Annotated in this window: 19 protein-coding genes; 5 read left to right on the plus strand and 14 right to left on the minus strand. The window is 65.0% G+C overall.

The genetic code is table 11. From position 1 onward, the window contains the following. Positions 1–18: 18 nt before the first annotated feature. Positions 19–681: an arsenate reductase/protein-tyrosine-phosphatase family protein gene (locus CXQ88_RS15425; RefSeq protein ID WP_104045022.1), complete on the minus strand. Its 663-nt coding sequence runs from the start codon at positions 679–681 to the stop codon at positions 19–21. A 148-nt stretch (positions 682–829) separates the two neighbouring features. On the opposite strand from CXQ88_RS15425, the gene CXQ88_RS15430 reads away from it, so the two are divergent. Next, entirely contained in the window at positions 830–2,053 is a 1,224-nt protein-coding gene (locus tag CXQ88_RS15430) for an FAD-dependent oxidoreductase (protein WP_104045023.1), read from the plus strand. Here the strand turns inward: CXQ88_RS15430 and CXQ88_RS15435 are convergent. The 3 genes from CXQ88_RS15435 to CXQ88_RS21900 form a co-directional block, all read right to left on the minus strand. After that, complete coding sequence (locus CXQ88_RS15435) at positions 2,043–2,651, minus strand: DUF305 domain-containing protein (RefSeq protein WP_104045024.1); 609 nt, start codon at positions 2,649–2,651, stop codon at positions 2,043–2,045. The genes CXQ88_RS15430 and CXQ88_RS15435 overlap by 11 nt on opposite strands. A gap of 62 nt (positions 2,652–2,713) precedes the next feature. Continuing rightward, positions 2,714–4,840: a heavy metal translocating P-type ATPase gene (locus tag CXQ88_RS15440; RefSeq protein ID WP_104045025.1), complete on the minus strand. Its 2,127-nt coding sequence runs from the start codon at positions 4,838–4,840 to the stop codon at positions 2,714–2,716. A gap of 68 nt (positions 4,841–4,908) precedes the next feature. Then, entirely contained in the window at positions 4,909–5,079 is a 171-nt protein-coding gene (locus CXQ88_RS21900) for a hypothetical protein (RefSeq protein WP_181037554.1), read from the minus strand. A 286-nt stretch (positions 5,080–5,365) separates the two neighbouring features. On the opposite strand from CXQ88_RS21900, the gene CXQ88_RS15445 reads away from it, so the two are divergent. Further along, positions 5,366–6,040, plus strand: coding sequence for a PAS and ANTAR domain-containing protein (locus CXQ88_RS15445; RefSeq protein WP_104045026.1), 675 nt, complete (start codon positions 5,366–5,368; stop codon positions 6,038–6,040). A 9-nt stretch (positions 6,041–6,049) separates the two neighbouring features. Here the strand turns inward: CXQ88_RS15445 and CXQ88_RS15450 are convergent, their stop codons facing one another. The 3 genes from CXQ88_RS15450 to CXQ88_RS15460 all read right to left on the minus strand — a co-directional run bounded on the left by CXQ88_RS15450 (position 6,050) and on the right by CXQ88_RS15460 (position 8,230). Further along, complete coding sequence (locus CXQ88_RS15450; RefSeq protein WP_104045027.1) at positions 6,050–6,682, minus strand: hypothetical protein; 633 nt, start codon at positions 6,680–6,682, stop codon at positions 6,050–6,052. Between the two features lie 63 nt (positions 6,683–6,745). Continuing rightward, complete coding sequence (locus CXQ88_RS15455; protein WP_104045028.1) at positions 6,746–7,435, minus strand: class F sortase; 690 nt, start codon at positions 7,433–7,435, stop codon at positions 6,746–6,748. A gap of 24 nt (positions 7,436–7,459) precedes the next feature. Continuing rightward, positions 7,460–8,230: a CHRD domain-containing protein gene (locus CXQ88_RS15460; RefSeq protein ID WP_181037555.1), complete on the minus strand. Its 771-nt coding sequence runs from the start codon at positions 8,228–8,230 to the stop codon at positions 7,460–7,462. Between the two features lie 243 nt (positions 8,231–8,473). Between CXQ88_RS15460 and nhaA the strand changes: the two genes are divergently transcribed. After that, the gene (nhaA, locus tag CXQ88_RS15465) at positions 8,474–9,814 is read left to right on the plus strand and encodes a Na+/H+ antiporter NhaA (protein ID WP_104045029.1); all 1,341 of its coding nucleotides are present in this window, start codon (positions 8,474–8,476) and stop codon (positions 9,812–9,814) included. Positions 9,815–9,966: 152 nt separating this feature from the next. Here the strand turns inward: nhaA and CXQ88_RS15470 are convergent, their stop codons facing one another. From CXQ88_RS15470 to CXQ88_RS15490, 5 genes are all read right to left on the minus strand, one after another. Beyond that, positions 9,967–10,230, minus strand: coding sequence for a GlsB/YeaQ/YmgE family stress response membrane protein (locus CXQ88_RS15470; RefSeq protein ID WP_104045058.1), 264 nt, complete (start codon positions 10,228–10,230; stop codon positions 9,967–9,969). Positions 10,231–10,339: 109 nt separating this feature from the next. After that, positions 10,340–10,564, minus strand: a complete 225-nt coding sequence (locus CXQ88_RS15475; protein WP_104045030.1) for a hypothetical protein — start codon at positions 10,562–10,564, stop codon at positions 10,340–10,342. A 186-nt stretch (positions 10,565–10,750) separates the two neighbouring features. Then, positions 10,751–11,521, minus strand: a complete 771-nt coding sequence (locus CXQ88_RS15480; RefSeq protein WP_104045031.1) for an MBL fold metallo-hydrolase — start codon at positions 11,519–11,521, stop codon at positions 10,751–10,753. Beyond that, a complete protein-coding gene (locus tag CXQ88_RS15485) occupies positions 11,518–12,108 on the minus strand; it encodes a hypothetical protein (protein ID WP_104045032.1) in 591 nt (196 codons plus the stop codon). The genes CXQ88_RS15480 and CXQ88_RS15485 overlap by 4 nt, the downstream gene beginning before the upstream one ends. Before the next feature lie 13 nt (positions 12,109–12,121). Then, positions 12,122–13,270, minus strand: coding sequence for a zinc-dependent alcohol dehydrogenase (locus CXQ88_RS15490; RefSeq protein WP_104045033.1), 1,149 nt, complete (start codon positions 13,268–13,270; stop codon positions 12,122–12,124). Between the two features lie 221 nt (positions 13,271–13,491). On the opposite strand from CXQ88_RS15490, the gene CXQ88_RS15495 reads away from it, so the two are divergent. Together CXQ88_RS15495 and CXQ88_RS15500 are read left to right on the plus strand one after the other, a co-directional pair. Then, positions 13,492–14,016 (plus strand): DUF2243 domain-containing protein, encoded by a 525-nt coding sequence (locus CXQ88_RS15495; protein ID WP_258061916.1) that lies wholly within the window; start codon positions 13,492–13,494, stop codon positions 14,014–14,016. A gap of 131 nt (positions 14,017–14,147) precedes the next feature. Next, positions 14,148–15,098: a manganese catalase family protein gene (locus CXQ88_RS15500; protein ID WP_104045035.1), complete on the plus strand. Its 951-nt coding sequence runs from the start codon at positions 14,148–14,150 to the stop codon at positions 15,096–15,098. A 76-nt stretch (positions 15,099–15,174) separates the two neighbouring features. On the opposite strand, the gene ctaD is transcribed toward CXQ88_RS15500, so the two are convergent. Continuing rightward, complete coding sequence (gene ctaD / locus CXQ88_RS15505; protein WP_104045059.1) at positions 15,175–16,908, minus strand: aa3-type cytochrome oxidase subunit I; 1,734 nt, start codon at positions 16,906–16,908, stop codon at positions 15,175–15,177. Between the two features lie 20 nt (positions 16,909–16,928). Further along, positions 16,929–17,747: an aa3-type cytochrome oxidase subunit II gene (gene ctaC, locus CXQ88_RS15510; protein WP_258061917.1), complete on the minus strand. Its 819-nt coding sequence runs from the start codon at positions 17,745–17,747 to the stop codon at positions 16,929–16,931. Between the last annotated feature and the right edge of the window lie 121 nt (positions 17,748–17,868).

Below are 17,868 nucleotides of genomic sequence, written 5' to 3' on the forward strand. Positions count from 1 at the left end.
GGGCCCGTCGTGCCGCTGCTACAGCGACCCCGCACGTGTCCCGCGAGCGGGAGCGTTGAGGCGTGCGTGGCGCAGGATGGACACGATCGCGGGCGCGAGTTCGTCCTCCATCTGCCGGTACACCTCGGGCGCCCGGCGGTAGGGGTCGATTATGTCGTTTTCGGACGAGTCAGCAGGCAGCGTAAGGTGCCGCACCGCGGCAGCCCTCGCCGGCAAGCCCCGCCAGAAAGTTTGGTTGGCTGCCAGCGGATCGCCGTCGTGGGACGCTCCTGCCGCAGGTTCCTTGCTTTCGGAAGCGGCAGCCCGCTCGTCCAGGACGTCAAGCATCCGGGCGAATTCGCGGATGGTGAAGGTCCGTTTGAGGAAGGAGGCGTCCAGCTGCAGGACTTCACCGCGGTGGCCGGAGGTCATGGTGAGCACCAGGTCCACGCCGCGCAGGATTTTTGGCGTCAGTTGGCGGGCGGCGAAGTTCTCGGGGTCACCGCCGAACGTGCTCACGATGTCCGCGGAGATCGGCTGCATGGGGTCGCCCACCATGGCCCGCGTCCCTGCACTGGCCACCTCGAAACCGCCCGGCAGCACCTGGTTGAGCCCCGCCTGCAGCAGCCGTTCGGCCACGGGGGACCGGCAGATGTTGCCCGTGCAGACGGTCAGGATTCTTACTGGTGCGGGTGAGTCCAAGGGAGATTTCTCTTTCCAGCCGGTGCGTCCGTGCTTTTCAACTTAACACGCCAGGGCCCGATGGCGGCCGCCCCACCCCGCACGCTCTATCACCTTCCGCGGGTTTTTGGGGAAGGCTCTATCACCTTTCCCAAAGGGGCACGATGATATGACTGTGGAGAGCCCTATCGAACGGGACTGCGTAATTGCCGGCGGCGGCCCGGCAGGGATGGTGCTCGGGTACCTGCTTGCGCGCCGCGGCCTGCGTGTGACCGTGCTGGAGAAGCACGGGGACTTCCTGCGCGACTTCCGCGGTGACACCGTGCATCCATCCACTGTGACCCTGCTGGGGGAGCTCGGGCTGCGGGAAAGGTTCCTTGAACTGCCCCTGACGAGGTTATCCACGCTGGACGCAGTGGTGGACGGCCAGCGCATCACCATTGTCGACTTTGCCACCCTTCCGCGTCCCGACAACTTCCTCGTCTTCGCGCCGCAGTGGGACTTCCTGAACTTCCTTGCCCGCGAGGCGTCGGCATTCCCCACCTTCGAGCTGCGCATGCTCACCGAAGCCACCGGCCTCATCATAGAAGAGGGCCGGGTGTGCGGGGTCCGCACCGGCACGTCCGACGGCGGACTGGAGATCCGCGCGACGCTCACCGTCGCTGCCGACGGACGCGCTTCGGTCCTGCGCGCGGCTGCGGGGATGGATCCCGAGGATTTCGGCGTGCCGATTGACGTGCTGTGGTTCAACCTGCCGAAGCCGCCGGACCCTCCGCCCCCAACCCTCGGATACATCTCGGCGCAAGGGATGGTCCTCACTATTGACCGTGGTGACAGGTACCAGTCGGGCATGGTCATCCCGAAAGGCGGCTTCGACGACCTTCGAGCTGCGGGGATCGGCGCCCTTCAAACGCGCATCACCGCCGCTGCGCCCTTTCTCCACCCGGTAGTCAGCACCCTGGTGGACTGGGACCAAATTAGGATCCTGTCAGTCCAGATCAACCGGCTCCGACGCTGGTACCGTCCCGGATTCATTGCCATCGGAGACGCTGCCCATGCGATGTCCCCGATGTTCGGCGTCGGTGTGAACTTCGCGATTCAGGACGCCGTCGCCCTGTCCAACGCGATCGCGGAGGACCTCGCAACGGGAGCGGTCGCTACTGAAAAACTCGCGGGCGTACAACGGAGACGCGAGACGCCCGTGCGGATCATGCAAAGGCTTCAGCGCAACGGACACAAGGCGCTGGCCAGGGCCACCGCCGGCCGCCGCATCGCGCCCCGCTGGCTCGTGGTGCTTCTACGGGCCGCCTCGCCGCTGCTGCGTCCGGTCACAGCCCGTTTCGTTGGGATTGGAGTCCGGCCCGAACACGTCAACGGCGGAATCAAAGGGTAGCCAGGAGTTGCTTAATCTCGGCGATCTCCGCTTTCTGGGCCGAGACGATGTCGCGGGAGAGCTGGACGGTTCCGGGGTGCTTGCCCGCACCGATCTCCTCCTGGGCCATGGCGATGGCGCCTTCGTGATGCCCGATCATCTGCCCAAGGAAGAGCCGGACAGCGTCCGCTCCCTGCGCAGCCTTGAGCTTGTTAATGCCGTCGGCGTCTACCATGCCGGACATGCCGTGGCCGGAGTGGTCCGACATCATGGTGGGCACATTCCAGCTCTTGAGCCACAGGGCCATTGTTTCGATTTCCGGTGCCTGCGCATCCTTGATCCTGGTGGCCAAGGCGGTGACCTCCGCAGGGATATCGGGCTTGGCAAGGATGATGTCACTCATCTCCACGGCCTGATCATGGTGCGGAATCATCATCTGGGAAAACATGATGTCAGCCTGGTTATGGTCGGCATTGGCATCTGGCATCATGCTGGACACGGGGCCGGAGCTGCCATGGTTCATCGGCATGTTGTTTCCGGAGTCCGCGGCGCACCCGGCCAGGCCGAGCGAGGCTGCGAGGGTCGCAGCGAGGGTAAGCGTTTTGATCTTGGTATTCATGGTTTGTCCTTCAGGGAAGTAGTTGAACTGGGCCAGTGGTGGCGTGGGGCAGCGGGCAGACGTCAACGTACTTCGGACGGGTTGAGCTTCAGCCGGCGCAGCAGCTGGGCGTTCAAAGCCACCACGATAGTGGACGCGGACATCAGCACGGCGCCGGCGGCGGGTGAAAGCACCACGCCGGCGAAAGCCAGTACACCGGCCGCCAGCGGCACGGACAGGATGTTGTAGCCCGTGGCCCACACCAGGTTCTGCCACATCTTGCGGTAGCTGGCCCGGGACAGGTCCACCATGGACAGCACGGCGCGCGGGTCGTTTCCTGCAAGCACCACACCGGCCGATTCCATGGCAACGTCCGTGCCTGCACCAATCGCGATGCCCACCTCGGCGCGGGCCAGCGCGGGCGAGTCGTTGACGCCGTCGCCCACCATGGCCACCTTCAGGCCGCGCGCCTGCAGCTCAGCCACCTTCTTGTCCTTGTCCGCCGGCAGGACCTCGGCGAACACCTCGTCAATATGCAGGTCGGCAGCCACAGCCTGCGCCACCTGCCGGGCGTCGCCGGTGATCATGCCCACCTTCACGCCGCGGTCCTGCAGGGCGGCAACCGCCTGGCGCGACTCTGCCCGCACCGTGTCCTCAAGGCTGACAGCCCCCAGCACGCGCCCGTCGGCGTCGATAACGTGCAGGACTGCGGCGCCGCGCTCCATCCAGCCGCGGGTCGTGCCTGCCAGGGCAAGAGGTTCGACGGCGCCGAGCTCGCGCAGGAGCGCGGGCCCGCCTACGTGCACCGTGCGGCCGTCGACGGAAGCCCTGACGCCGCGGCCGGTAAGGGAACTGAACCCAGCGACGGCGGGCAGCGGCAGGTTCCGCTCCCTGGCTGCGCGCACGATGGCCCGCGCCACGGGGTGCTCACTGTCCGACTCTACGGCGGCGGCCAGTGCCAGCAACTCTGCGGCCTCCACGCCGGGTGCTGACGCCACGTCCTTCAACTCCGGTGCGCCGGTAGTAAGCGTGCCGGTCTTGTCGAACAGAACCACGTCCACCGTGCGCATCCGCTCCAAAGCCATCCGGTTCTTGATCAGGACCCCGGCGCGTGCGGCCTGCTCCGTGGAGATGGCGATGACCAGCGGAATTGCCAAACCCAGCGCGTGCGGGCAGGCGATCACCAGGACGGTGACAGTACGGGTCACAGCCTCCGGAATACTGCCCAAAAGTGTCCACACCATAAAGGTGAGCACGCCTGCGCCGGCAGCGAAGTAGAACAGGAACGCTGCGGCGCGGTCGGCCAGGGCCTGCGCCCGCGACGAGGATGCCTGTGCTTCGGCCACCAGGCGCTGGATGCCGGCTAAAGCAGTGTCGTCGCCCACCGCATCCACCCGGACCCGGACGCTGTTGTCCGTGGCGACCGTTCCAGCCACCACGGCATCGCCGGGGCCCCGCAGTACCGTCTTGGATTCGCCGGTGATCATCGACTCGTCGAACTCGGCCTGCCCTTCCACTACCGTGCCGTCGGCCGGCATGCGGGCACCGGAGCGCACCAGGACCAGGTCTGCGGGGCGGAGTTCGGCGACGGGCACGGTTTCGGTTCCGCTGTCCGTGATGCGCTCGGCTTCATCGGGGAGCAGGGCGGCGAGGGCATCGAGTGCGCCCCGCGCGGAACCCAGCGCCCGCATCTCGATCCAGTGGCCCAGCAGCATGATGGCCACCAGGAGGGCCAATTCCCACCAGAAGTCCAGGTCGAAACCGCCCAGGCCGAGGCTGGTGACCCAGGACGCCGCGAACGCCACCGTGATGGCCATGGCGATGAGGAGCATCATTCCCGGCCGGCGGTTCTTCAGCTCCTGCAGCCCGCCCTTGAGGAACGGCTGGCCGCCGTAGAGGAAGATCACCGTGCCCAGGACGGGCGGGATCCAGGTGGAGCCGGGGAACATCGGGGCCATGTAGCCGAGGATGTGGCCCACCATGGGGCTGAAGTAGACCACCGGAGCAGACAGCGCCAGCGTGAGCCAGAACCTGTTCCTGAACATGGCCGTGCTGTGTCCGGCGTGCTGCCCATGGGCGTGGACGGCATGGTCGTCGTCGTGATGCGTGTGCTGCGCGGCCAAAGCAGCCCCCGCTTCGGTGAGGGTGGCACCTGGCGAGCTTTCGTCGTCGTGATGGTGCGTGTTGTGTTGGTGCTGATGGTCCTGCATAGGTTCCTCCTTGGAGGACGGCCGCGGCATTGGAGCCCGGCGCGAAAGGTGAGAGAGGGTTGCCCGATTTAGTGCAAAAGGTGAGAGAGCGTCTGGGAGTGGGTGCCGACGTCGGACGTTGTGACGTCGGGAATTACGACGGCGGGTAGTACCTCGCCTGCCTTGGCCGACGGCGGGCAGCAGCTGCAGCCGGCAGCGGAGGCCAGGGGGAGGGTGGTGCGATTTTCGATCTCAGGCATGTCAGTTTCCATTCCTTGGTGAAGGATCAATGGGCGCTGGGGTTGAACGGCTGTAAAAGGCGGTGCGGGGCACCTGCCGGGACATGCCACTTCACTGACAACACCGAAAATATACCCCCAGGGGGTATCCAAGTCAAGAGGCCGTGCTCTCCCTGATCCCGTTTTATGAAGCACAGCGGGAGCCGCCGGCCTATCCGAGGTGCCGCATTTTGGCCATACTTGGATGAAAGGCAATGACGCCTTTGCCCGCGCGTGCAGGGCTGGAAGATGGACCGGAGGTGGCTCTTTGGCTGAATTGACCGGCCCCTACACGTACTCAAGTGCTTTAGGGGACAACCAGTGCGTGGCGGGTACGTTCCATGTGGATGTGGACGGCTGGAAGGTACAATGGTCGGACGGCATGTTCCAGCTGCACGGCTATGAGCGCGGCGAAGTGGTGCCCACCCTGGAGTTGCTGTTCTCACACAAGCACCCGGAGGACAAGCCGCGATGCGAGGAAATCCTGGCGCAGGTTGCCAGGGCCGGAGGCTACTTCTGCATGTACCACCGGATTATCGACTCCCGCGGCCGGACACGGCGGGTGCTGACCTCCGGCGAGGCCATCGTGGGCGACGCCGGGAAAGTCACCGCCCTGGAAGGGGTGATGATTGACCTCACCTCCACGCTCCAGCGCGAAACCGAGGAGAAAACCCGCGAAGCGGTAAGGGGAGCGACCTCTACCCGCAGCGTCATCGACCAGGCGCGGGGAATCCTGATGGGCCAGCTTAAATTGGGTTCAGACGACGCCTTCCAAGTGCTGGTCAGCACCAGCAGCCACCGCAACGTCAAGCTGGTGGTGGTGGCAGCCGAGCTGGTGCAACTTGCAAATTCTTCAGCCACAGGCGTCTACCTCGACGCCGCCGTCAAAGCCATCGCCCACGACAGCAGGTCGCAGGGAAGCGCCGGGCGGCGGGCCGGGTAGGGCTACGTCCTAGGGATGCTCCACCCAGCACGCAAGAATGGTCGTGGACAGCTGGTAGGCCAGAGCGTTGCGTGTGATGCCGTCCGGCCCCATGTTTTCCGGCAGGTCTGAGGCGTCCACCTGGAGCACAAAACTGTCCTTCTGGAACACCGCTGAACCGTCCGCCGTCTCGTAAGCGGGAAACCCCAAATTCGCGAGACCTCCGATGGCCTTCGCATCCGTCGCCAAAGCCTGCTTGGCATTGAAATATTTCAACGCGGCCACTTTGGTTCCGGCGTCCTGAACCGAAATTGCCAGATCACCTTCGTCCAGGTGGTAGGTGCAGGTGAAAGTGCTGTCGGCCCAGGTGTTCACCGTGTGTGGGTCCTGCCTCAGGTCGAGGATCGACGTGAGCCGGTCCATCGGCTGGTCCCCGCATACCATCTTGGCGGCTTCGGTGGGCCCGTCCGTGGAGGCACGGGGGGAGGAGGCGCCGCCGTCGTGATGTCCGCCGTTGTGCCCGGCTGATGGCGAGGATGCAGCGGAAGCAGCGCCCGACGGCGGTGTGGGAACCGTACCCACGGATCCCACCGCTGCAGCGCAGCCAGAGAGCAGCAGGGACGAGAGCGCCAGAGTCGCCAGCAGTGGAGCGCGATTATTCACGGCTCTTCCGTCCTGGCCGCTCCCGTGCAGGGATTACGGCCGCTTGTTACGTTCGCGGTTGGGTCAGGGTTTGAGCTTCGCGTAAATGACGTAGTTGTCGTCGAAAAGCCCGGTGGCGGGATCGTAGCCGTCGCACGTGATGAGGCGGAGTTCAGAGCCGGCCGTGTTGCCGTAGACCTCGAGGGTGGGAAAGCTGTCCTTGCTGTACAGGGCTCCGCGGTCAACGGTGAATACAGCGGTACTTCCGTCAGCACGGGACACGGCGATTTCCATCCCGGGGGCGAGCTTGCGGAGGTTCGCGAAGACACCACCGCGGCCGTTGGGCGAATTCACGTGGCCCAGCATGACGGATGGTCCGCGTTCGCCGGGCGTGGGGGAGCCGTTGTACCAGCTGGCAGGGGCGCCGTCGCCGTCGTCCTGCGGCACTTGGAGCGATCCGTTCTCCCGGAGGCCAAGTTTCAGGAGCTCGGTCCGGACGCCGATGGCGGGGATTTCCAGGTTAACGGGCTCGGACCGGGACAGGACGGCGGGCTCTGCGGCGGCAGGTGCAGCGGCAGCCGGACCCGACGCCGGAGGTGCCGGCACCGCGGAAGAGGTGGCCGCCGCAGAAGATACGGAGGAAGCGGGCGGGGAGCCGGCGTCGGACGTTCCGGTGTCACCGGCGCCACAGCCGCTCAGGGTCAGCAGGAGCAGAACCCCGGCCGCCGTGGAGGCCCCGATACCTCCGCGGTGGCCGGGGTTCTTTTTTGTCACTGTATTGATCCGCTCAGCTTTGACCTAGGCTGCTGCGCCGGCGGTGCGCCGGCGGACCACGTAGGCTCCGCCGGCGAGGGCGACGAGAGCCAGGCCGGAACCGATGGCGAGGGCTCCGGTGCCGGTTTCGGTGGCGATGCCGGTGTCAGCGCCGCCTGCAGGCATCTGCATCTGTCCGGCCGTCAAGGTTCCGCACAGGGCGGGGGAGGTGGCGGCGAGCGGAAGGGTCGGAGCGAGGTCGCTCTTGGCAGCCTGGCCTGCAGCGCTGAGGGTGGCGGGGTCAAGGCCGTGAACCACAACCACTGCGGTGCCGGCTGCCAGGGCCGCTTTGGTTTCGGCGTTCAGCTCGAACGTGCGGTCAACGGTGTAGGCAGCACCCTGGCCGCCGACCTTGAGATCAAGGCCTGCGGCGGGGCTGGTGTCGCCGCTGGTGGAGAGAGTGGTGACGATGCCGCCGTAGGACGGCGCGCCCTCGGTGGTGGAAATAACCTGGTCCCCGTCCTTATCGGCTGAGGGGTCCGGGCAGACGCCCTGGGCTCCGCCGTGGATGTGCTGAACGTGCGGGTACGGGGCGTCCATGAACGTTGTGGGCATCCCCGAAACGTTCAGGACCACATGGGCCTGGTTGCCGGTGACGTCAACGGTGATGGTGCCCGAGCCGGCGCTGCCATTGAGCTGGTTCAGCGTGGACTGGTAGTGGTCTGAGCCGTCGTGCGCCAGGGCCGGTGACCCGGAAGCGGCGAGGGCGGCCAAAGCAAGGGTGGGAACAGCCATAAAGCGGAGTGTCTTGTTCATCGGAAAGCAGTCTCCTCATACAAGTGACGTTGTCATCCCAGGTGAGGGACGTAGGTACTTCGCTGCTGCTCCTGTTTCGGATGGGAAGAAAGTGAACTGGATAACAAGCGTCTCGTAATTCTCTTCCCCCAAGTACTGCCTCGCGGCCCACATGTTCGTAACGCCAGCCCTGTAGGATTGATCGAAGGTGCGCCGGGAAGTCTGGTCGGCATAATTTTGTCGATCCCGAATTGAGGACCTTTTATGACCCAGACGCCCCCACCCAGTCCCACGCGCTCCACCATCTTCGGCCGGGGCAGCTACGCGGAAGCGCTGCGGATCGGCGAGATCCTGCGCAAGGAGACCGTCGGCGGAGCCTTGCTCGTCGCCGCCGCGGTCATCGCCCTCGTCTGGGCGAACTCGCCGGCTTCGGACAGCTACTTCGCCCTGCGGGACTTCAAAATCGGCTACGAGCCCTGGCACCTTGACCTCAGCCTTGGAGCCTGGGCGGCCGACGGGCTGTTGGCGATCTTCTTCTTCCTGGTGGGACTGGAGCTGAAGCGGGAGTTCGTGGCGGGGGACCTGCGGCAGCTGAACAAGTCGATCGTCCCCGTGGCTGCTGCCGTGGGCGGTGTGGTTGTCCCGGCAGTCATCTACGCCGTCGTCAACCTCGCCAGCCCGGAGACCCTCCGCGGCTGGGCCATCCCCACGGCCACCGACATCGCTTTCGCGGTGGCTGTCCTGGCGATCATCGGTTCCCATTTGCCCAGCGCGCTGCGGATTTTCCTGCTGACCCTGGCCGTGGTGGACGACCTCATCGCCATCAGCATCATCGCGTTCTTCTACACCAGCGATCTCCACATCACGCCGCTGCTCCTGGCCCTCATTCCGTTGGCAATCTACGCCTTCCTGGCACAGAAGTACCGGCACTTCTTCGGCCGGAAAGCCCCGGCTGCCTGGGTCATCCTGTTGCCGCTTGGAGTGGCTACGTGGGCCTTGGTCCACGCATCGGGAATCCACGCGACGGTGGCCGGAGTGCTGCTGGGCTTCGCCATCCCCGTGATCCGTTCCCAGGCAGGCGGCGGGCCGGAAGCAGGGCCAGGCCTGGCGGAAATCTTCGAGCACCGCTTCCGCCCCATCTCGGCAGGGATCGCAGTTCCCATCTTCGCCTTCTTCTCGGCCGGTGTGGCCGTGGGCGGCCTGGAAGGGCTCGGCTCGGCCCTGGCAGATCCGGTGGCCCTGGGCATCATCATGGCGCTGGTGCTCGGGAAACCGATCGGAATCATGGGCACCACCTGGCTGCTGACCAAGGCCAGCCGGGCGGAGCTGGACAAATCCTTCAAATGGATCGACGTCTTCGGCGTAGCGCTCCTGGCCGGCATCGGGTTCACGGTTTCCCTGCTGGTGGCCGAGCTCAGTTTCGGGCAGGGCAGCCTCCACGATGACCACGCCAAGGTGGGAATCCTCGCCGCGTCCCTGCTGGCGGCGCTGCTGGCCACGGCCGTGCTCCGGACCAGGAACCGGCAGTACCGCGAGGCCGAGGAAGCCGAGAAAGTGGATGCGGACCAGGACGGCATCCCGGACGTATACCAGGACCGCCTGTAGGGCTCCCAACCCGGCGGCCGACGTCGGGATGTCACCGCAGGCGCTTGGCCCACCTAACGCAACAGGCCCCCGGGAAATCCCAGGAGCCTGTTGCGCTATGTCCAGTCCGGCTAAGACTGCCCGCCAATACAAGGCGGGCGGTTCAAGGATGCCTAGCGGCGCACTGACTTCCGGCGCCCGGCAACTGCTTCCGCCGTGCCCACCAGGAGCACCGACGCGATGACAGCAATGATGAAGCCCAGGAAGTTCAGTTCAAAAATGTCTCCGGTGCCCAGCAGCGAAGCCACCACGCCGCCGATAACCGAACCGACAAGGCCCAGCAGCAAGGTGGCGAGCAGGCCCAGGTTCTGCTTGCCCGGCTTGATGAGGCGGGCCAGTGCGCCGATGATCAGGCCGGCAACAATGAATCCAATCACGGTGTGCTCCTTCGTGGTTGCGGGCATGTGACGCCCGGACTTCCGCGGTGGTTCCGCATCAAACTCATTCTATGCAGGCCCGCACCCTCCCCTTAAAAGCCAACCCCGCTCAGGCCGTAGCCAGCGGCCGGGCCGGTGCCTCCACATGCCGGATCTCCAATGCCTCCGGATCCAGCAGTTTCCGCGCGCCGGTCCTCGCGTCCAGAATCCAGAACAGTTCCAGGGCGGGTACCACGTCGGTCACCCGCCCCCGGTGGAACAGCTTGCCGTTGTGCCACGCCTCGATCTGGTCGCCGATGCGAAGCTGGGCGGTCAGTAGTTTTTGTGCCTCCATGATGCGGTGCCTCCTGCTGTTGTATCCCCGTACTCACAGCTTGCCCCGCCGAGGTTGCTGAAATGTTTCAACAGGGTGTTTTTTCTGTGTCAGCAAATGGGGGATCACGACGGCGAGCGACGCGCAGACGCACCATCGACGCAGCGCGTCGAAAACGCGGAAGGTGCGGAGTTCACCCCAAGAGGGTCAGGAGGCTGCCTCGCGCCGGGCTGCTGCCACCGCCTCCTCGATGCCGCCCGTCCACGGTTCGCCGTGCCCGGGCAGGACCAGGGAAGCGCCGGTCCGTGCCAGTTGCGTCAGGGTGTCCAGGTTTTGCCGGCTGTCCATGGTGGCGGCCCCGGCCACGATGCGCGGCCCGGTCCGTCCGGAATACGGGTCCAGCGTCACCAGCGCATCCCCGCTGAACAGCACGTCCCGGTCCCGCAGGTACAGCCCGCAGTGTCCGGCAGTGTGGCCGGGGGAGAACACCACCTCAGGCTGCCCCGGCACCGGCAGGACGCCAAGTTCAGCGGGGAACAGGGTCAGCTCGTCAACGCCCTTCACCCGCAGGGCGCCGGCCTTGGCCATCCGGGACAGGACGGGCAGGCCGCCGGGATGGGCCAGCGCAAAAACGAAGCGGGACTTCTCATGCTGGTACCGGTAGGGGTGCCGGGCGATGAAGGAGTCGCCGCCATGCACCCAAACCGGGACCTTAAACTCCGTGTGCAGCCGGTGCGCCAGGCCAAGGTGGTCGAAGTGCGCGTGCGTGAGCACCACCGCCTTGATGTCGCCCACCGCGTACCCCAGCCCCCGGACAGATTCCTCCAGCGTCTTCCACATCGCCGGGAGCCCGGAGTCCACCAGCGTCAGTCCGTCGGGGCTTTCCACCAGGTAGAAGTTGACGAAGGCCTCGGAGACGCAGTGGACGCCGTCCGCCACGGTAGTAAACGACGCCCTGCCAGAGGCGGCCTGCGTCATTTCCGCCCCGCCGCCCGCCGAAGCGCCCGCACCGCGGCAACACCACCCAGGCCGGCGAGCACCCAGGGGCCGCCCACCAAAATCGGATCGATCCACTGGTGGTTGACGTCGGCGCGCTTCCTCCCGAACCGGGAGCTCAGGCCGTGCCGGGAAAACTCGCTGAGCACTCCCGTCTCCGTGACAGGGTTGTCCGGCCGCAGGGTGGCCAGCGAACTCAGGTGGTGCTCCCACGCATCCACCCGGTCCGCCGCGATGAGCAGCAGCCAGTGCGCGGCCCGGCCCTCGCTGAACCTGGCGTAGGCGTACTTCCGGATAGCCCCAGAAGCACCTTTGGGAGGGGTCGAAGTGCCAAAAACAGGCGTCACGAAAGCGTGCTCAATGGACCGCTCCCGGGGCCACTCCTCCTTCTGGCGCTCCGGGAAGTCCCAGTGCGCGCCGGTCTCGATCCCCGGCTGCTCGCGGGGGAATGAGGGCCGGTCCGCCGGGTCGAGGTCCACGCCCCATCCCGGGATGCGCGCCCGCAGCTCTTCCGCGGACTCCTTCAGGCCAGGCTTGCCGGCGGTGTAAGGCGTTGGTATCTCAGCCATGATGCCCTTCCTCTCAGGCCGGGGTGGAAACGATAAGGGGTTTGATGCAGTCATCAAGCTTCGCTGAGAACATGTGGTAGCCCTCGGCAATATGCTCCAGCGGGATCCGGTGGGTAACGATGTCACTGGGTTTCAGGTACCCGCTCCGGATGTGCTCGAACAACCGCGGCCATTGCCGTTTGACCGGGCACTGGTTCATCCGCAGCGTCAGGCCCTTGTTCACGGCGTCGCCGAATTTCACCGCACTGAAAATCGGGCCGTACGCGCCCACCACGGACACCGTCCCGCCCTTGCGCACAGCGTCGATGGCCCAGTTAAGCGCCACTGGCGAGCCGCCCTGCAGTTTCAGTTTGGCGGCGGTCACGTGCTGGAGGAAGTTGCCGTCCGCCTCGGCCCCCACCGCGTCAATCACGACGTCGGCGCCCAGGTAATCAGTCGCTTTCTTCAGGAGCATCACGATGTCGTCGTACTCCACAAAGTTGTACGTTTCAGCATGCGCGAAGGTCCGGGCCTTCTCCAGCCGGTACTCCAGGTGGTCGATCACGATCACCCGGCCAGCGCCCATCAGCCACGCGGACTTGGCGGCGAACAGGCCCACCGGCCCGGCACCGAACACCACCACGGTGTCGCCTTCCACAATGTCGCCCAGCTGGGCGCCGAAGTAGCCCGTGGGAAGCGCGTCGGTGAGCAGCACTGCGTCCTCTTCGTCCATCCAGTCCGGAATCTTGGCCGGCCCCACGTCCGCGAACGGGACGCGCACGAACTCCGCCTGGCCGCCGTCGTAACCGCCGCAGGTGTGGGAGTAGCCGTAGATGCCGCCCACCGCCGTCGCGTTCGGGTTTACATTGTGGCAGTTCGAGAACAGGCCGCGGGAGCAGAAGTAGCAGGAGCCGCAGTAGACGTTGAAGGGGACCATCACGCGGTCGCCCGGTACGAGGTTCTGCACCGAGGAGCCAACCTCGTGCACTACGCCCACAAACTCGTGCCCGAACGTCATTCCCACCCGGGTGTCCGGCATCATGCCGTGGTAGAGGTGCAGGTCGGAGCCGCAAATAGCCCCGGTGGTGACGCGGATAATCGCGTCATTGGGGTGCTCGATCTTGGGAATGTCTTTTTCTTCGACCCGGATTTTGTACGGGCCCCGGTAAACCATTGCTCGCATTTGTGCCGCCTCGGTTGTTGGCTGGCAGTGCGGTTCCCGTCTCGTGCAGGAACCACCCCCGCTGCTTGAGGCGCACCGCCTGCCCTACGTTTCCACCTCGGGCAGGAGTGGTCAAGGGTCGCCGTGCCGGCACCGGAAGCGGGGGCGGAGGATGCTTAGAGCGTCCGACGGCGGGTAGGGGACAAGGTGAAAGGTGCACCGATCGAAGGGGGAGCGGAACAGTGTCAAGGGAAACCCCAACCACGCCGGCGAGGGCGGCCGGAGCGCCCGCCAAAGCCCCGGCGTTCCTGTTCGGCATGGGCATTGGCGGCTTCGTGGACGGCATCGTCCTGCACCAAGTGCTGCAATGGCACCACATGCTCAGCCACACCGACAGCGGCAACATCAAGACGGTGGCGGGCCTGGAGCTGAACACCCTGGCGGACGGCTTGTTCCACAGCGCTATGTGGGTACTGGTGGTGGCCGCGGCGGTCCTCACCGTCCGCGCCCGGCAGCAGGGGCGGCTGTCCGCCCGCTGGAGCTTCCACACCGGCCTGGTCCTGTGCGGCTGGGGTGTCTTCAACATCGTCGAGGGCCTGGTCAACCATCAACTGCTGCAGATCCATCATGTCCGGGACGACCTCGGCGGGCCCCTGGCCTGGGACCTCGGCTTCCTGGCGGTCAGCGTGGTCCTGGCCGTGGGCGGGTGGCTTCTGTTTCGGGGTAGTCCAACGTCTGGCCAAACGGGAGCATCTGACGCAGGATAGTAAGCATGCTGATTAACTCGGCTGCCGCAGCGTATCGGCGTGACAGCATCCCTGGCCTTAGGAGAGCGGTCCAGCAGTAAAGGACCCGGAGCCTGAACCGGCAACAGCACACACCACGAGGAGAGAATCACATGTACCTGCATACTGAACTTCTTATCAACGAAATTGCTGCCGATGAGCCTGATCCGGCAGCAGCGAACGCCTTGCAGGAAGGCCTGGGCGGCCAGTTCGGCGAAATGCGCACCATGATGCAGTACCTGTTCCAGAGCATCAACTTCCGCGGAGACCTATCCTCCAAGCCCTACAAGGACCTCCTTCAGGGCGTGGGGACTGAAGAAATCAGCCACGTCGAACTCATCGGCACCACCATTGCCCAGCTTCTTGACGGCTCCCCGCGCTACCAGGGAAAGAAAACCGACCCCGTGGACGAACCCGGCGCGAAGGGTGCCACGCCCCTGAAGATTGCGCTGGACACCAGCAACATCCACCACTACCTGGTGGGTGCCCAGGGCGCGCTGCCCGTGGACGCCGCCGGCAACCCGTGGCTCGGGTCCTACGTCTACAACAGCGGAAACCTGGTCCTGGACCTGCTGTACAACCTGATGCTTGAATCCACTGGCCGCCTGCAGAAGTGCCGCATCTACGAGATGACGGAGAACAAGACGGCCCGCTCCACCATTGCCTACCTGATCGTCCGCGACCAGGCGCATGAGAACGCCTTTGCCAAGGCGCTGGAAAGCCTCGGAGTGAACTGGGGCAAGGTCCTCCCCATCCCCAAGACCAACGCCGAGCAGTTCCCCGAAGTCAAGAAGCTCCTCGACCTGGGGCTGCAAAGCGTCCAATACACCTTCAGCGCGGACAACCTCAGCCAGGCAGGGAAGCTGTACCGGGGCGCATCGCCGTCGAACGACGGCACTGAACTCAGCACCGAAGTCATGCCCACGGGTGTCCCCAAGACGATGGCCCCGGAGCGCAAGGAAGAGTTTGCACCGGGACTGGACCCGGAGTTGCTCGCACTCATCCAGGCCACGGCAGAGATTGAACTGAAGGACGCTGACAACCCCAAGGAGACAAAGGGCTAGCCTCAGCCAGCAAGAAGAAGCCCCCTGTCGGCCGGTACCCAGAATGACCGGCTGGCAGGGGGCTTCATTGCGGCTCCTACTTGTTGGGGTCCGGATCCTTGACGTCGCGCGAGCCGATGTCTGCGGCGCCCAAAATATCCGCTACCGGGCCGTGCGTGGGCTCATGCTCCCGCACGCTCAGCTCCGGGTGGTGCAGGTCCAGGGCCGGGCGCTCCGAACGGATCCGCGGCAGCGAGGTAAAGTTGTGCCGCGGCGGCGGGCAGGACGTGGCCCACTCCAGCGAGGCGCCGAAGCCCCAGGGGTCGTCCACGGTCACCTTCTTGCCGGTCCGCCACGTGATGAAGACGTTCCAGAAGAACGGGATCACTGAGGCGCCCAACAGGTAGGAGCCGATGGTGGAGAACTGGTTCATTCCGGTGAACCCGTCCTCAGGCATGTAGTCCGCGTAGCGGCGGGGCATACCCTCAACACCGAGCCAGTGCTGGATCAGGAAGGTTCCGTGGAAGCCCAGGAACAGCATCCAAAAGTGGATCTTTCCCAGGCGCTCGTTCAGCATGGTCCCGGTGAACTTGGGCCACCAGAAGTAGAACCCGGCGAACATGGCGAACACCACGGTGCCGAACACCACGTAGTGGAAGTGTGCCACCACGAAGTAGGTGTCGGAGACGTGGAAGTCCAGCGGCGGAGAGGCCAGGATGATGCCGGTGAGGCCGCCGAAGAGGAACGTGATCAGGAAGCCGAGGCTCCACAGCATGGGCGTCTCGAACGTCAGCGAACCGCCCCACAGCGTTCCGATCCAGTTGAAGAACTTCACGCCCGTCGGAACCGCGATGAGCATCGTCATAAACGCGAAGAACGGCAGCAGGACTGCCCCGGTGACGTACATGTGGTGGGCCCACACCGTTACGGACAAGGCAGCAATCGCGATGGTGGCGTAGACCAGGCCCTTGTAACCGAAGATCGGTTTGCGGCTGAACACCGGGAAGATCTCCGAAACGATGCCGAAGAACGGCAGCGCGATGATGTACACCTCGGGGTGGCCGAAGAACCAGAACAGGTGCTGCCAGAGGATGGCGCCGCCGTTCGCCGGGTCATAGATGTGGGCCCCGAACTTCCTGTCCGCTCCCAGCGCGAACAGCGCAGCGGCCAGCGGCGGGAAGGCCATCAGCACCAGGATGGACGTGACCAGGGCGTTCCAGGTGAAGATCGGCATCCGCCACATCGTGAGGCCGGGGGCGCGCATGCAGATGATGGTGGTGATGAAGTTGACCGCGCCCAGGATGGTTCCGAAGCCGGAGAGCGCCAGGCCGAACACCCACAGGTCCCCGCCCAGGCCCGGGGTGAAGGTGGTGTTGGACAGCGGTGTATAGGCGAACCAGCCGAAGGAGGCAGCGCCCTGCGGGGTGATGAAGCCGGACGTTGCGATCGTGGAGCCGAACAGGAAGAACCAGAAAGCCAGGGCATTCAGCCGCGGGAAGGCGACGTCCGGAGCGCCGATCTGCAGCGGCATGATGACGTTCGTGAAACCGGCGAAGAGCGGGGTGGCGAACATCAGGAGCATCACGGTGCCGTGCATGGTGAACAGCTGGTTGTACTGCTCTTTGGTCTGCAGGATCTGCATGCCGGGTTCGAACAGTTCGGCACGGATGAGCAGCGCCATAATGCCGGCGAGGAGGAAGAACACAAAGGAGGAGATCAGGTACATGTAACCGATGGTTTTGTGGTCGGTGGAGGTGATCCAGCTGACCACGATGCTGCCCTTGGGGCGCTTGACCACCGAAGGTGCGGCGGTCGCCGACGTTACGCCCATGTTCTGGCCGGTGGTGGTCATTACGGTGCCGTCCTTTGTTCTGCCTGTTCCAGGGCCGGCCGCGCCGGATTCCGGTCGTATTCATCGCCGCGGATGCCGGTGTTGCCCTTGGCCCGGAGGTCGGCGATGTGGTTGTTGTACTCCTGCTCGGTTACCACCCGGACTTTGAAGAGCATTTCGGAGTGGTATTCACCGCAGAGTTCGGCGCACTTGCCGGTGTACTCACCGGTGCGGTTGGGAATGATGTCGATGAACCTGTTGAACTGGTTTTCCCCTGGGTACATGTCCCGTTTCTGCATGAATTCCACAACCCAGAAGGAATGCTGGACATCACGGGAGTTGAGCTGCAGTTCCACCTTTTTACCGACTGGCAGGTACAAGGTGGGCAGCCGGTCCGGCGTGCCCCAATTGCCGTCAAGGTGGGCCTGAACGCCCGGGTCCTCATGGACGTCCTCCTTGACGTAGTTGAAGTCCCAGGCCCACTGCTTGCCGCGGACATCGATCACCACGTCGGGGTCCTCGAACCGGTCGTCCATAGCCCGCTGGTCCCGGTCAGTGAAGACAAACAGCACGCCCACAATCATGAGCGGTACAGAGAGGTAGAAGACTTCCAGCGGAAGGTTGTAGCTCATCTGCCGCGGAAACCCGACCGTATCTTTTCTGCGGCGGTAGGCGATGACGCACCACAGAATAAGTCCCCACGTGATCACGCCGATCACGGTTGCAGCGATCCACGAGTTCACCCACAGGTCCGTGACCAGGGGGGTGTGGTCTGTGGTGTCGCGTTCACCGGGCAACCAGCCGCGCTGGACCTCCGCGGAACAGGAAGTCAAAGCCATCAGAGCCGGGATCAGGAGTAAAGCGGCACCCCGCCGCCATCTAAGAGTGTTTCGTCCAGTGCTACTCACCGCGGTTCCCTCCGGAAAGTCCCCAGAGGCCCAGCTGCATGAGCCTGATAAC

This window comes from Arthrobacter sp. ZGTC412, assembly GCF_002929215.1.
GTDB lineage: Bacteria > Actinomycetota > Actinomycetes > Actinomycetales > Micrococcaceae > Arthrobacter.

Bases quoted from the DNA above. Each gene is read 5' to 3' on its own strand.
- CXQ88_RS15430 (WP_104045023.1), top strand. From the start codon at position 830: ATGACTGTGGAGAGCCCTATCGAACGGGACTGCGTAATTGCCGGCGGC.
- CXQ88_RS15435 (WP_104045024.1), bottom strand. From the start codon at position 2,651: ATGAATACCAAGATCAAAACGCTTACCCTCGCTGCGACCCTCGCAGCC.
- CXQ88_RS15440 (WP_104045025.1), bottom strand. From the start codon at position 4,840: ATGCAGGACCATCAGCACCAACACAACACGCACCATCACGACGACGAA.
- CXQ88_RS21900 (WP_181037554.1), bottom strand. From the start codon at position 5,079: ATGCCTGAGATCGAAAATCGCACCACCCTCCCCCTGGCCTCCGCTGCC.
- CXQ88_RS15460 (WP_181037555.1), bottom strand. From the start codon at position 8,230: ATGAACAAGACACTCCGCTTTATGGCTGTTCCCACCCTTGCTTTGGCC.
- nhaA (WP_104045029.1), top strand. From the start codon at position 8,474: ATGACCCAGACGCCCCCACCCAGTCCCACGCGCTCCACCATCTTCGGC.
- CXQ88_RS15475 (WP_104045030.1), bottom strand. From the start codon at position 10,564: ATGGAGGCACAAAAACTACTGACCGCCCAGCTTCGCATCGGCGACCAG.
- CXQ88_RS15480 (WP_104045031.1), bottom strand. From the start codon at position 11,521: ATGACGCAGGCCGCCTCTGGCAGGGCGTCGTTTACTACCGTGGCGGAC.
- CXQ88_RS15485 (WP_104045032.1), bottom strand. From the start codon at position 12,108: ATGGCTGAGATACCAACGCCTTACACCGCCGGCAAGCCTGGCCTGAAG.
- CXQ88_RS15490 (WP_104045033.1), bottom strand. From the start codon at position 13,270: ATGCGAGCAATGGTTTACCGGGGCCCGTACAAAATCCGGGTCGAAGAA.
- CXQ88_RS15500 (WP_104045035.1), top strand. From the start codon at position 14,148: ATGTACCTGCATACTGAACTTCTTATCAACGAAATTGCTGCCGATGAG.
- ctaD (WP_104045059.1), bottom strand. From the start codon at position 16,908: ATGGGCGTAACGTCGGCGACCGCCGCACCTTCGGTGGTCAAGCGCCCC.
- ctaC (WP_258061917.1), bottom strand. From the start codon at position 17,747: ATGGCTTTGACTTCCTGTTCCGCGGAGGTCCAGCGCGGCTGGTTGCCC.